Annotated in this window: 14 protein-coding genes; 13 read left to right on the top strand and 1 reads right to left on the bottom strand. The window is 40.3% G+C overall.

The features are described from left to right. Nucleotides 1-5 precede the first annotated feature (5 nt). The gene (locus CIK00_RS12280) at nt 6-437 is read right to left on the bottom strand and encodes a hypothetical protein (protein WP_101769183.1); all 432 of its coding nucleotides are present in this window, start codon (nt 435-437) and stop codon (nt 6-8) included. Between the two features lie 432 nt (nt 438-869). Between CIK00_RS12280 and CIK00_RS12285 the strand changes: the two genes are divergently transcribed. The 13 genes from CIK00_RS12285 (at nt 870) to CIK00_RS12345 (ending at nt 13,345) form a co-directional block, all read left to right on the top strand. Next, nucleotides 870-2,945 (top strand): TonB-dependent siderophore receptor, encoded by a 2,076-nt coding sequence (locus tag CIK00_RS12285; RefSeq protein ID WP_101769141.1) that lies wholly within the window; start codon nt 870-872, stop codon nt 2,943-2,945. A 183-nt stretch (nt 2,946-3,128) separates the two neighbouring features. Beyond that, on the top strand, nt 3,129-3,902 hold the full coding sequence (locus CIK00_RS12290) for a DUF3450 domain-containing protein (RefSeq protein ID WP_101769142.1): 774 nt from the start codon (nt 3,129-3,131) through the stop codon (nt 3,900-3,902). Between the two features lies 1 nt (nt 3,903). Beyond that, complete coding sequence (locus tag CIK00_RS12295; RefSeq protein ID WP_101769143.1) at nt 3,904-5,271, top strand: MotA/TolQ/ExbB proton channel family protein; 1,368 nt, start codon at nt 3,904-3,906, stop codon at nt 5,269-5,271. Continuing rightward, nucleotides 5,271-5,804, top strand: coding sequence for a MotA/TolQ/ExbB proton channel family protein (locus CIK00_RS12300; RefSeq protein WP_045037744.1), 534 nt, complete (start codon nt 5,271-5,273; stop codon nt 5,802-5,804). The genes CIK00_RS12295 and CIK00_RS12300 overlap by 1 nt, the downstream gene beginning before the upstream one ends. Beyond that, nucleotides 5,801-6,205 (top strand): ExbD/TolR family protein, encoded by a 405-nt coding sequence (locus CIK00_RS12305; protein ID WP_101769144.1) that lies wholly within the window; start codon nt 5,801-5,803, stop codon nt 6,203-6,205. Before CIK00_RS12300 ends, CIK00_RS12305 begins: the two co-directional genes overlap by 4 nt. After that, nucleotides 6,205-6,855, top strand: coding sequence for an energy transducer TonB (locus CIK00_RS12310; RefSeq protein WP_101769145.1), 651 nt, complete (start codon nt 6,205-6,207; stop codon nt 6,853-6,855). Before CIK00_RS12305 ends, CIK00_RS12310 begins: the two co-directional genes overlap by 1 nt. Then, nucleotides 6,855-8,042, top strand: a complete 1,188-nt coding sequence (locus tag CIK00_RS12315) for a tetratricopeptide repeat protein (RefSeq protein ID WP_101769146.1) — start codon at nt 6,855-6,857, stop codon at nt 8,040-8,042. The genes CIK00_RS12310 and CIK00_RS12315 overlap by 1 nt, the downstream gene beginning before the upstream one ends. A 365-nt stretch (nt 8,043-8,407) precedes the next feature. Then, a complete protein-coding gene (locus CIK00_RS12320; protein WP_101769147.1) occupies nt 8,408-10,057 on the top strand; it encodes a phosphoethanolamine transferase in 1,650 nt (549 codons plus the stop codon). 243 nt (nt 10,058-10,300) lie between these two features. Next, entirely contained in the window at nt 10,301-10,930 is a 630-nt protein-coding gene (locus tag CIK00_RS12325; RefSeq protein ID WP_101769184.1) for a PepSY-associated TM helix domain-containing protein, read from the top strand. Nucleotides 10,931-10,967: 37 nt separating this feature from the next. Then, nucleotides 10,968-11,492, top strand: coding sequence for a DUF2271 domain-containing protein (locus tag CIK00_RS12330; protein WP_101769148.1), 525 nt, complete (start codon nt 10,968-10,970; stop codon nt 11,490-11,492). Nucleotides 11,493-11,503: 11 nt separating this feature from the next. Beyond that, the gene (locus tag CIK00_RS12335; protein WP_197076368.1) at nt 11,504-12,340 is read left to right on the top strand and encodes a DUF4198 domain-containing protein; all 837 of its coding nucleotides are present in this window, start codon (nt 11,504-11,506) and stop codon (nt 12,338-12,340) included. 100 nt (nt 12,341-12,440) lie between these two features. Further along, nucleotides 12,441-12,764 (top strand): hypothetical protein, encoded by a 324-nt coding sequence (locus CIK00_RS12340; RefSeq protein WP_167388551.1) that lies wholly within the window; start codon nt 12,441-12,443, stop codon nt 12,762-12,764. Further along, nucleotides 12,761-13,345, top strand: coding sequence for a DUF6162 family protein (locus CIK00_RS12345; RefSeq protein ID WP_101769149.1), 585 nt, complete (start codon nt 12,761-12,763; stop codon nt 13,343-13,345). The genes CIK00_RS12340 and CIK00_RS12345 overlap by 4 nt, the downstream gene beginning before the upstream one ends. The last annotated feature ends 42 nt before the right edge of the window (nt 13,346-13,387 follow it).

Genomic DNA, 13,387 nt, shown 5'->3' on the forward strand with positions numbered 1-13,387 from the left:
TAGAACTATCGAATAACGTTTTTGAAGTGCTTCTTACGTGTAAATAAGAAGTCTATATCAGGCGGGAAGTCTTTATTGTTTTTAGCATGAGTCATCATGTCAAAGACTTTAAATTCCGCTAAGATTGCAAAGGGATAAGGGCTAAATTCACCTTCGCCATTTGCCTGTAAAGTAGGATCGTAATACTTACCATCTTTAAAAATAATCGCTTGGTCAATGATTGTTGCTTCATTACAGCGATAACCTAAAACATAGCGCTCACCACGACAATAAATCACATTCATATAACTATTATAGAATGTTTCATTTTCAGTCGTAGTACAGGCTGCTAATACCTCAGGATCCATTGCCTCTACCGTTACAATACGGACTTTCTCGGCAATAAAATTGCGTTCTTCTAGTTGTTGATGAATAGCTTCAAGACTTAATTGAGTCACTTTTAATACCGCAGAAATCAATAAAAACGGCCGAATTATACGCTCGTTTGTTCTAAATGTCTTCGAAAAAACAGTATTGAGTACGGAATAATTAATAGTTATTAGAGGACGAATACTGCCTGATTTGAGAATAGATTGTATTTATTGATAGTGAATTGATTATCAATTGTATTTGTTGACAAAAAATTCACGAATGCAAAGAATGTAAATTTAAATGCAAATGGTAATGGTTATCACTTATATTCCTGTTCTGAGTTTGACGGCATCATTTGATGGTGGCAAACAATCAAGACGACTTGAACGGTGAGTTGATGCTGATATTGAGTATCTTTAAAGGCCTACAGAGGTTCGCTTTTAAAGATGCGGTATTAAGTTACAACACGATTCAATTGGTTTTATTCTCAAAGATACGGTAATTGGAGATAACGGAATATGTTTTCTAAAAGTCAGCTAACACTATTGATTGGTGCGCTATTATCAGCGCCGATGGCTCATGCAGAAATGACAGACACCGATGAGCATATGGTGGTCACTGGACGTGATTATGGCTATAAGGCTGACACGAATTCGACCGCAATGCGAATGGAGATGACCCAATTAGAAACTCCAGGACAAGTTGCCGTTATCGATGAGAAGCTAATTGATGAGCAACGTGCAAGTACGCTAGGTGAAGTGTTACAAAACGATGCCAGTATTTCAGCGGGTGGCACCAGTCGTAACCGTGAACGTTTTTCTTTACGTGGTTTTGAGTTAGGCAGTAGTAGTGGTTTCTTACGTGATGGCCACCAGCATTGGTCGCATTACCGCCAACCGGTTGAGTTATTAGAGCGTGTTGAAGTAATGAAAGGCCCTGCGGGTTTGCTTTATGGGCAATCAGCACCCGGTGGCTTAGTTAACATGGTGTCAAAGAAGCCAACCTATGAAACACAAATGAATTTCAGTCAAGATGTAGGTTCCAATAATCATACCCGCAGTGTGTTAGATGTCAGTGGTTCGCTAAATGCCGATCAAACATTACGTGGACGCGTGGTATTAGCGAAAGAAGATTACGATTCATGGCGTAAGTTTAGTGATGGTTCTACGCCATCAACGGATCGCTTTGTTGGTGGTATGTTCCTTGATTATGATGTTAACGATAACGTGACGGTGTCACTGCATTATGATCGTACTCAAGATAAGGGCAGTGTGGATTCCGGTGCGTATATTGTCGATGGCAAGCCGGTAATGGGTCGAGATCATGTATGGGATGCCCAATGGTCTAAAATTGATAACGATGTTCAAAATACAGGTTTTGATGTAAAAGCACAGTTAACTGATACATGGGCATTAAATACGGGCTTTAACTACCAAGATTTTGTGCGTAATGACAAAGAAAGCTACCCTGATTTTAGTAAGTTTGAAGAAAATGACACTATTAAACAAGGTGGTAGTGATCGCCATGATGAGTGGGCATTTAAAACAGCTTACACCGATTTTGTGGGTGAGTTTGATACGTTAGGCATGCAACATCAGTTATTAGTGGGTGCAAACTGGTTAGGTTATAGCTACGATCGTTTCCAGCGTTCATTTGATTCCGTGGATGTTAAGCCGGGTCAAACAACACCCGCACCTGTGTATTCAAATAAAGATCCGAAAGTATCAAATTCTTCATACGATGCTTGGGGTTTCTATGCGCAAGATATGATCACCTTGAATGATAACTGGCAAGTGCTGGCTGGCATACGTTTTGATCGTCAAGTGAAGAGTGGCATTGCTGAAGAAGCGGTATCACCTAAATTAGCCGCAATTTACCACCCCGCAGAGAATGGCTCTATTTACTTAGCATATTCTGAAAGTTTTGAGCCTCAAGGGGTGGTGTCATCTGATTACACTAATGCGGGAGATAACCTTGATCCTCTACGTGGTAAGCAATATGAGCTAGGCACGAAGTGGGAATTATTGAATAAGCGTTTATTTGCAACAGCCGCAGTATTTAATATTACGCAAGAAAATTCAAAGATTGCCGTTGGACCTGATAATAATCAAACACTAACCCAAGCGGGCGAACGGGTACATAATGGTGTGGAGTTTGCGTTACAAGGTAACATTACTGATAAACTAAGCATGAATGCTTCTGCAATGTACCTTGATGCGGAATACACTAAAGATCAGAATTATGAAGGTAATCGTCCTGTTGATGTGCCTGAGTTTGCAGCAAGTGTGTGGTCAACCTATAACGTGACACAGGCGACAGATGTCAACCTTGGGGTTATCTATGAAGGTTCACGTTTTGGTGATGCCGCTAATACCTTTAAGAAAGACGGTTATACCCGTGTTGATGTGGGTGTCGCTCATACTTATAAATATGACGGTAAATTGGATATCATTGGTCGTGTAAATGTAGAGAATTTATTTGATACTGATTACATGGCGGGTGGCGGTTCAACCAGCAAAGACTATGTGGGCGCAACAGGTGTAACGCTTGGTGAAGGGCGTAACTTTATGGCAACCATTGAATTTAAGTATTAATAAGTAGTTGAATATTTAAGGGGAAGTATTAACTTCCCCTTGTTGTGATCTGAATGTGGTGGCCTATAAACTGTTAATCATAATAGTTATTGTTTATAGTTCGCCAATCTTGGATACTTTTTATTTTTAACATTCTCTTTTTTGTTTTTTTTGGTTATTACAGATAACGATTGATTAAATATTATGAATTTTATTAAAACTAGCCTGGCTATTGTTATTCTCAGCGTCACTACGGGTGCTCACGCTTCTAATCTTGATAATGCGCGTTCGATTGAAAATAGTACCAATACCGCATCTGCTGTGAGTCAGAATAAGATCGATAAAAGTGCAGATTCTGCATTGGCAATGAAGGCCAGCATGGAACAACTGCAAGAAGAAGTGAAAAACTTAACGGTTTATCATGATCACTTAGCGCGGTTGGTTAAAAATCAGGCGCAAGAAGTGACGTCTATTGATCAACAAATCACCGACATTAAGCAGACTCGTCAAGGTGTGGTGCCATTGATGTACCAAATGATTGATGGCTTGAAGACCATTGTTGAGAACGATAAGCCAATTAAACGCCAAGCCCGTTTGGTACGAGTGGGTAAACTTGAAACCATGATGTCACAAGCTGATATTAGCGATGCTGAAAAATTCCGTCGTATTTTAGAAGCCTACCAAATTGAAATGGATTACGGCACCAAGCTTGCTGCTTACCAAGCGAAAATCACCCTTGCTGACAATAAAATGATTGAAGTGAATGTGTTGCATTTAGGTCGCATTGCCTTGGTGGCTCGAAGTTTAAATGGTAGCCATTACTGGAGTTGGAATACAGCCGCTAAACAATGGCAGCCTGTTGATGCAAGTGATGGTGCAAACATCGATAAAGCGTTTGCGATTGCTGATAACCAAGCAGCACCCAGCTTAATTATCTTACCTGTTTCAGGCGTATCAACTAACGTAGAGAGTAAATAACATGAAATTAAAAACGTTAGTTGCCGCATTATGTATCGCAAGTTTGCCATTGACTGTTAATGCCGAATCGGTAGTAAAACAAGCCCAGCAAGAGCATAGCCAGCAGGCTCAGCATAATGTGCAACGTGAAGCGGGTTTTAATAGCACTCATCATAATATTAAAGCGCAATACAATGCGTTACTTACTGAGCGTAATAAATTAAAGGCTGCCACAGAAGTATTAAGTACAACCTTTAGTGCGAATGAACAACGTTTAGCGACGTTAGAACAACAATTACGATTAGAAAGCGGCAGCTTAGGCGAGTTATTTGGTGTTGTACGTCAAACCGCCAAAGAAGTACAAGCTGAACAACAATATGCTGTAACCGCGATTGATAACAGCCAAGATAATGCCGTTGTGAATGAGATTGTCGCGGCGAAAGTCTTACCATCAATGGTGCAATTGCAAGGTTTATGGCAAGCAATGACTGATCAGATCGTTGCGAGCGGGCAAATTGCTAAAGTCACCGTGCCATATATTAACGGTGATGGTGAACAAAGTGATATTCAGGCATTGCGTTTAGGCAGTATTGGCTTAGTCGGCGACAATGGTTATTTACGTTGGGATGGCAGCCAACATGTAGCAATGGCGTATTTACAGCAACCTGAACATGCACCGACATTGGCTGATTATGATCAATTAATCTCTACGGGCAATGACATGCTGGTGGTCGATCCTTCACGTGGGGTGATGCTAGAGCAATTAGCCCAAGCACCGACATTAATGGATCGTCTGCAAGCAGGTGGCGCGGTTGGTAAAATCATTCTATTGCTATTAGCTATTGGTGCAGGTATTGCGATTTTTCGTGGTGTGAAATTAGCCATTATTCGTCAACAAATCAAAGCACAGCTAAAGCAACCTTCTAAGCCGGGTAATAATCCACTGGGTCATATTTTAGCTGTTTATAACAAAGAACAAAGCCGTAGCGTTGAAGCGTTAGAATTACGTTTATTAGAAACGATTGTTGATGAACAACAAGGGCTAGAAAAAGGCCTGTCAATGCTGAAACTGTTTGCTGCGTTAGCGCCGATGTTAGGTTTGCTAGGTACAGTAACAGGTATGATTGAAACCTTCCAAGTGATCACTCAGTTTGGTAATGGCGATCCAAAAGTGATGGCGGGGGGGATTTCAATGGCACTGGTGACCACGGTTCTAGGCTTAGTGGCGGCAATGCCATTGCTATTGGCGCATAACATTTTAAGTTCGCAAGCTGAAAATATTCGTATGATCCTTGAAAAACAAGGTATTAGCTTAGTGGCGGAACAAGCCGAGAAAAATGACCAAAGCGGTATTAAAAATTCTGGCATGACAACTGAACAGGCCGCCTAATGGATAGCAGCGTATTACAAACGTGGTGGTTATCACTGTCGCATTTTATGGCGCAAGGCGGTGTGATTTTATGGTGGTTAGCCGCTGTGGTTGCGGTGTTGTGGTTATTGGTGTTTGAACGGGTTATTTACCTTGTGTTTTACTTTCCACAACAACAGCAACAATGGATAGCATTATGGGCAGCACGTGCTGATCATCAATCTTGGTATGCTCATGCAATTCGAGATGGCTGGTTGAGTGATGCTAAAATAGCGTTAAACAAAAACCTTAATTTTATTAAAGTGTTAGTCGCTATTTGTCCCATGTTAGGTTTGCTTGGTACGGTTACGGGTATGATTTCAGTGTTTGATGTAATGGCAACCCAAGGCAGTAGCCAACCGCGATTGATGGCGTCAGGAATTTCACTGGCGACATTACCAACTATGGCGGGCATGGTGGCAGCACTAGCGGGAATGTTTATTCATGCTCGATTGGCAAAAGCGTGTCAAATGCGTGAATTGAAATTAGAAAAATCATTAAGGAGTCAACAATGAGACTCAGCCGTCGCTCGTCAGTGCGTGAAGATGCACAAATAGATTTAACCTCGATGTTAGATATCGTTTTCATCATGTTGATTTTCTTTATTGTTACTAGTTCTTTTGTGCGTGAATCAGGGGTTGAAGTGAATCGCCCGCAAGCAAACCATGTGGTTAGCCAAAAAGATGCGGGTATTTTTGTGGCGATCACTGCTGCAAATGATATTTATATTGATAAGCGAGTGGTTGATCCTGAACGCGTTCAAGCAACCTTAGAACACATGTTAACGGAACAACCTGATGCAGCATTAGTGATTCAAGCGGATGAACATGCTTATAACGGTACGGTCGTTAAGGTGATGGATGCTGCAAAAGGTGCTGGAGTCAAAAATATTGCCTTGGCTGCGGAGAAAAACTAATGATGCGCATATTGATGGCACTGCCATTGGCGCTCGCGGTGGCTTTAGGTCTGTTTACACTGATGGCATGGATGGTCGATAACGGTAATCATCAACCTCAAGATAATGCACCGCCGTTAGCGTTTAATATGGTAATGGTAGAACACGAACAAGCGCCACAGCGTCGTCAGCGTGTTGCACCACCACCGCCAGAAACGCCAACGCCGCCACCTGAAGCGCAACCGTCGCAGTCACAAGCGGCAACATCAACAGCGATGCCAATGGCGTCTATTCCTAGCTTAGGTTTAGATACGTCTATTCATGGTTTAGCGGTTAATGCGCCTAAATTTACTGATTTCAGTAGTGCAGCAGCGATAGGTAACGGATTAGGTAAATCGCAACAGGCGATGCCGCTTTATAGAGCAGAGCCGCGTTATCCTGCACGAGCTTTACGCCAAGGAAAAGAAGGGTATGTGGTGCTTAAATTTACCATTGATACCCAAGGTCGACCAATCGATATTACGATCATGGATGCCAAGCCCCATCGTTTATTTGATAAAGAAGCGATCCGCGCATTACGCAAGTGGAAGTACCAACCACAAGTTGTTAATGGCACCGCAATGGCACAACAAGGGCAGACAGTGCGCCTTGAATTTAGGTTAAATCAATAATGAAAAAATTAGCTTTTATTATCGCGTTAACCTTGTCGGCTTCACTGCCATTATCAAATGCTTATGCAAGTGGTGGTCAGTTATCACAAGCGACAGCCAACAAGGTACAACGCGCTAATGACTTACAATTAAATGATAAGCTTACTCAAGCCATTGCACTGTTAGCTGAAATGAACCCACGTTCTGCTTACGATAAAGCGTATGTGCAACGAATGCTGGGGGTGTTTTATTGGCAGCAAGGGAAACAGTCACAAGCTATTTCTTTGTTAACAAAAGCAGTAAACAGTGGTTTGTTGCATGACGATCAAGCATGGACGACTGAGCGTATGTTGGCGGATATTTTGTTGTCTGATGCTAAATATAGCCAAGCATTACCGCATTATTATAAGTTAACCAAAAATATTCCTGCCAAACAAAAAGGGGATGAGCTGTGGTTACGCATTGCTCAAGCGCATTATCAGCAATCGCAGTGGCAGCAAGTGTTAACCGCGATGAAGCATTATGATGGTTATCGTCTTAAAGACACGATGTCACCGTTATCGATTAAGCTTGGGGCACAGTTACAACTTAAACAGTGGCAAGGTGCATCAGCAACCCTGAATCGTTTAATTGCATTAGAACCAACGAAGCTCATTTGGTGGCAGCAATTAGCCAGTATTCAAATGCGAACTGGTAAAACCGCTAATGCTTTAGCAACGTTAAAGTTAGCTAAATACCAAGGGGTGGCACTGAGTCAGCAAGATCTTAAAGTATTAGCCCAATTGTATGCTCAACGTGGTATTCCAGAACGTGCAGCGGAACAAATAGCCGCATTGAAAGATGCCAATAGTGATAAGACGTTATTAATTGAACAAGCTAATTACTGGCAAATGGCACGGGAATGGAACAAAGCAATCAAACTATGGACAAAAGTTGCGGCGAAAGATAACCACTACCGTTGGCAGTTAGCGCAATTGTTAGTTCAAGAAGGTGATTATAAACAAGCTTTGGTTGAATTAGATCGCGTTAAACGTAAAGACAAACAGGCTGCGGTAGAATTAGCGAAAGTTAGGGTTTATTACAAAATGAATAATCTCGATCAAGCGATTATTCACGCCAAGCAAGCAAATAATATTCAACCATCTTCTGCGGCGAAAAGTTGGATTAAATATTTAGGCCAAATGCGAAAAATAGATGTAAGTGCTTAAATAGATATTGTAATGATTAAAGAGATTGTTATTTGTAGAAAAGCGAGCCATTGAGCTCGCTTTTCTTATTTATAAGACAGGCTGATACTTTTTTCTGTTTATAGTAAATAATATGTATTCTTTATCATTACCTGAAATTAGAACTCTTTAATAATAATAACGAATGCTGGTTATCAAAAGAGATGGTGCAGGTTATTGATCATGAAACTATATAGAGCTATTTACTGGTGTAGTTTATATACAGATAAATACTTCTTGCGCATAGCTATTTAATGCTATTATTCATATGAGCATATAAGTATACTTGTGCGCATAAAACGTGTCTTCTCTGACATTTGGCTATGCTATTATTTTAGGTTAAATAAATGAAGTGTTCTTCTTCTGTTTTCAATAAAGAAATGAATTATAATATTTTAGTTTTCTGTATCGCTATATATTTTGGGATTGTTTTAAATATTCCATTATGGCAAACATTTTATGAAATACTGTCAAAGTTAGAGATAGTGAGTGTGGGATTTATAATATCACTGCCTATATTTCTTATTGCGGCTCTTAATATTATATTCCAACTTTTAGCATGGCCTTATATTGGGCGTGTTTTGTTTAGTGTGCTTACTTTTGTTTCAGCTATTACTGCTTATGCGTCATATCATTATGGGATTATTTTTGATTATGGAATGATGGAGAACATTTTCGAGACCAATAGTGGTGAAGCAGCATCCTATTTTAGCTTATCTGGCCTTATCGCTATTATTATTATTGGTGTTGTTCCTTGTTTGTTTATTATTGGTGTAAAGATAAAAAAACAATCTTTTATTAAAACGTTTGTAATATATAAATTAATATCAATTGTCGTATCCATTCTTATCATCATTTTAATTGCGGCTTTGTTTTATAAAGATTATGCGTCAGTAGGGCGTAATAATAAATATCTTAATCGCGTGATTAATCCGTCTTACGTGTATACCGGCATTAAGTATATTGATAGAACCTATTTTACTAAACCTATCCCTTATCAAAAAATTGGGACAGATGCTAAGTTGGTAACGACGGCAACATCTAATGGTAAGCCTACTTTATTTGTGTTTGTTCTCGGTGAAACCGCACGTTCTCAAAATTATCAAGCCAACGGTTATGCTCGCCCCACCAATCAATATACTCAATCTGATAATATGATTTCGTTTAAGAATGTCACTTCATGTGGAACGGCAACCGCTGTGTCTGTGCCGTGTATGTTCTCTGCAATGAATCGTAGCAACTATAAAAAAGCCATTGCTTATAATCAAGATACCTTTATTGATATTCTGCATCGTGCGGGTATTTCAATACTGTGGAAAGAAAATGATGGTGGTGACAAAGGTGCTGGAGATCGTATTCAAAAGATAACCTTAAACCATAGTGCAACAGATCCTTTATGTGATGGCGAATCATGTCTTGATATGGCGTTATTGAATAACTTTCATCAAGAAGTAGCGAATATGAAGGGTAATAAGTTTATTACGTTACATATTATGGGAAGCCATGGGCCAACATATTACAAACGTTACCCTAAAGATCGCGCGTTTTTTAAACCAGATTGCCAGCGTTCGGATATTGAAAACTGCACCAAAGAACAAATAGTGAATAGCTATGATAATACTATTTTGTATACCGATTATATGATCAGTCAATTGATCCAACAGTTAAAAGGTTACAGTGATAAATACAACACGGCATTGTTCTATATTTCAGATCATGGAGAATCATTAGGCGAAGGTGGGCTGTATTTACATGGTACGCCTTATAGTTTAGCGCCTAAATACCAAACAACAGTGCCAATGATGATGTGGTTCTCAAAAAGTTTTACTCAAGATCGCGGTTTAAATCTCACTTGTCTTGAGAATATAGCGAACAATGCCAAGAGAGGGGATTATTCACAAGATAATGTGTTTAGTTCTATGTTAGGTATTATGAATGTAAATACGTCTGTTTATAAACCGAAGCAAGATCTTTTCCGTCAGTGTCGTACTCATTAGACGGGCTATATGGATTAACGTTAAATCTTACAAATTACCCCTAATGATTTTTTATTAGGGGTTTATTTTTTATCGCCTTTATTATCCTCGCACCTCGCACCTCGCACCTCGCACCTCGCACCTCGCACCTTGTTTCTTGTAACGCATTTCTAACCAACGTAAACAATGTAAATTGAATGCCAATAAGAACGATTATCAATTAAATTATCATTATCCAAGTTACTCTTATGCATGATGTTAGTGATGGTGTTAAAAAATAAAGCCGTGCAATTATGGGCGCGCCGATTACATATTTATATTTCAATGGCACTGATGCTGGTGGTGTTATTTTTTGCTATCACAGGCATCACATTAAATCGACCGCATCTGTTTGTGAGTCAATCACCGAATATCGTTGAACAACAGCTTTCACTTCCTGTTGAATTATTGGGTTCAGAGAAAGGGCCGTTTACGCCTAACCGTTCAGCATTAATTGCGTATTTAGCTAAGCATGGTGATGTTCGTGGAACGCCATCGGCAATTGATATTTTTACCGATGTCGATGGTGATGAGTTAGTCGAAGGTGAAATTTCACTGGATTATAAAGGCCCGGGTTATAACGCCACGGTGTTTATTGATATGACAACCGCGCAAGCAACCATTGAGAGTACCCATTATGGTGTGATTGCGGTGCTTAATGATCTCCATAAAGGGCGTAATAGTGGTGAAGTCTGGCGCTGGTTTATTGATATTACCGCCTTATTGATGGTGATGTTTGTTTTAACTGGTGTGTGCTTATTGATCCCTAAAAAGAAAACCTTTCGCACTTCATTGAAATGGATGGGGCTGGGTTCTGCGGTGAGTTTACTGATTTATATTGTTGCTGTGCCATAAGCCAGTATTTGATTGTCGATTTTATTAAAGGTTCATTATGACCGTGTTTCACATCATCAAAAAACCATTATTGGTCGCGTTATTGTTAACACCATTGGCCAGTGCAATAGCAAAACCCGTTCCAGAAACGGCGCAACTAGAGGTGAGTATTGCACTACCGACTATTGATACCACTATGTATGCCCGTCCTTATGTTGCGGTTTGGGTTGAAGATGCAGATCGAAAACCTGTACGTACCGTGCAGTTGTGGGTGGGTAAAGATGAATGGTTGAAAGATTTACGTAGCTGGTGGCGAAAAGCGGGACGTTATGATCGTGAGTTAGTTGATGCGGTAACTTCTGCAACCCGTCCTGCGGGTGAATATACCTTTGTATGGGATGGTTTGAATGATAAAGGCCAGCGAGTAGAACAAGGCAATTATACCTTCTACGTTGAAGTTGTGCGTGAACACGGTGGTCGTAATTATTTGCGTCAAAAAATCGAGCTAGGCGAAAACGCGTTTAGCCATGTTATTGCACCGACGGAAGAAACCGGTGCTATTCAACTTAATTATAAACTTTGAGTAATAGTAACATTATGAAAAATAACAAAATGAAAGCGTTTTCTCTAGCATGTGCGGTTATTGCAGGATTAGCGGTATCAGCCTCGGCGAATGCACATCCGCGCTGGATATTACCGTCACATTTTACCGTATCAAAAGAGGGTGGCGATTGGTTGTCTTTTGATGTTACCGCGTCACACGGCACCTTTATTTATGATAAGCCAGCAAGTACAGAAACTGCTGAAGTGATCATGCCTGATGGACGTATTGAGCGCCCTAATTTTACTATTCGGGGTAAACGCCGTGCTATTTTTGACTTCTATTTTGAAGAGCAAGGCACTCATAAAATTCAAGTGAATCAAACCCCTGTTTATTTTACGCAATATAAAGCAGGCCGTCGCGACACGGTGAAATGGATAGCAGCGAACAAAGTTGAACGTGATGCTGTATTACCACCTAAATCACGTGACGTTGTCACTCAGGTCGGTTATACCCGCGCTGAAACATATGTCACTGTTGGTAAGCCAAGTACCAAAGCAATGGACATTACGGGGAAATATTTAGAGTTATTGCCGATTACTCACCCTGCCGATATTGTTGAAGGTGAGCCTGTTAGCTTCCAATTTTATTTTAATGGTAAGCCTCAAGCGGGTGTCGTGGCTGAAGTAACCCGTGAAGGGACGTTATACCGTAACCACCAGCAGCAAATTGATGTGGTGAGTGATAAAGACGGTAAGGTGAGCTTTACGCCTGAAACGGCGGGTCGCTATATTATGAAAGCGAATTACCGTGGTGATATTGCCAATGATCCAATGGTTGATACCGCTAACGTTAACGTGCATATCACTTTTGAAGCATCGCTAAAATAATTACCCTCGGTGCTGTTTTTGTTATTAAAGCAGCACTTTTTATTACCGCTAATCATTATTTATTACTGCTACCCACAATATAGGCAGGTTTGAGGTTGTTATGAAAAATCATTTACCGATGATCACGTTATCGTTCTTAACGTTAGGATTATTTTCAAGTGCTGCTCAAGCGCATTTTCCATTAATGAGCTGTTGGTTTGAAAGTGACAAAGTGGCATGTGAAACCAGCTACAGTGATGGCAGTAAAGCGGTTGATTACAAAGTTAATATGTATGATTACGACGATAATCTTATTGCCAAAGTGAACACAGATAAACGATCTATTGCTGAATTTACTAAGCCGGAAGCTGATTTCTATTTGGTGTTTGATTCAGGGCATGAAAGCCCAGTAGAAGTTGATGTTGTTGAGATTAAAGAAAAATGATCCGTCAAACCGTTCCTTCAAATAATGGTGGAAAGGAAGGAAAGTGGGTTGGCGGTATTATCATTTCAATTCTGTTACTTGCCACGGTGTTGTTACCGTATCACCAAAATAAAACAAAAACACCGCCATTGGATACTCACCAAATAGCGATCACTGAGTTAAGTTCAGAAGAACTCGCAATGGTGGCTGAATTGCGTCTTGCCCATGAAGAAATCCGTAATTTACATCAAGATAGTCGTGATATTGATCATCAGAATCATTGGCCCAATATGGCTGAGTTATCTGAGCTGTGGTTAGCACCATTTATTGAAGATAAAAGTTGGGAACGTAAAGGCCGTCATCAGTGGCAACACCTTAGTGGCGCACTTTATCAAGGTATCCGCAATGAAGATCAAGGGGCATCGTCAGTGGTTCTGAACAGTAATAGTTCGGATCCTGATATTTGGTTAGCACTTTCTCAAGACACGACACCTCTGGTTATTAACGACAATGCTGTTTTTGAACCGCAACAATTGATTGATAGTGGTTGGACGCAAATTGTGTTTAATCACGACAGTAATAAACAAGCGTTGGCTCATTAATCTCTTTTGTTTTACTTATCGTGTATAGCTTGCGATGTATTC

Source organism: Photobacterium carnosum (assembly GCF_002849605.1).
Classification (GTDB): Bacteria; Pseudomonadota; Gammaproteobacteria; order Enterobacterales; family Vibrionaceae; genus Photobacterium; species Photobacterium carnosum.

Coding starts and splice junctions, on each gene's coding strand:
- CIK00_RS12285 (WP_101769141.1), top strand. CDS start 870: ATGTTTTCTAAAAGTCAGCTAACACTATTGATTGGTGCGCTATTATCA.
- CIK00_RS12345 (WP_101769149.1), top strand. CDS start 12,761: ATGATCCGTCAAACCGTTCCTTCAAATAATGGTGGAAAGGAAGGAAAG.
- CIK00_RS12340 (WP_167388551.1), top strand. CDS start 12,441: ATGAAAAATCATTTACCGATGATCACGTTATCGTTCTTAACGTTAGGA.
- CIK00_RS12315 (WP_101769146.1), top strand. CDS start 6,855: ATGAAAAAATTAGCTTTTATTATCGCGTTAACCTTGTCGGCTTCACTG.
- CIK00_RS12300 (WP_045037744.1), top strand. CDS start 5,271: ATGGATAGCAGCGTATTACAAACGTGGTGGTTATCACTGTCGCATTTT.
- CIK00_RS12295 (WP_101769143.1), top strand. CDS start 3,904: ATGAAATTAAAAACGTTAGTTGCCGCATTATGTATCGCAAGTTTGCCA.
- CIK00_RS12330 (WP_101769148.1), top strand. CDS start 10,968: ATGACCGTGTTTCACATCATCAAAAAACCATTATTGGTCGCGTTATTG.
- CIK00_RS12290 (WP_101769142.1), top strand. CDS start 3,129: ATGAATTTTATTAAAACTAGCCTGGCTATTGTTATTCTCAGCGTCACT.
- CIK00_RS12325 (WP_101769184.1), top strand. CDS start 10,301: ATGGTGTTAAAAAATAAAGCCGTGCAATTATGGGCGCGCCGATTACAT.
- CIK00_RS12305 (WP_101769144.1), top strand. CDS start 5,801: ATGAGACTCAGCCGTCGCTCGTCAGTGCGTGAAGATGCACAAATAGAT.
- CIK00_RS12310 (WP_101769145.1), top strand. CDS start 6,205: ATGATGCGCATATTGATGGCACTGCCATTGGCGCTCGCGGTGGCTTTA.
- CIK00_RS12320 (WP_101769147.1), top strand. CDS start 8,408: ATGAAGTGTTCTTCTTCTGTTTTCAATAAAGAAATGAATTATAATATT.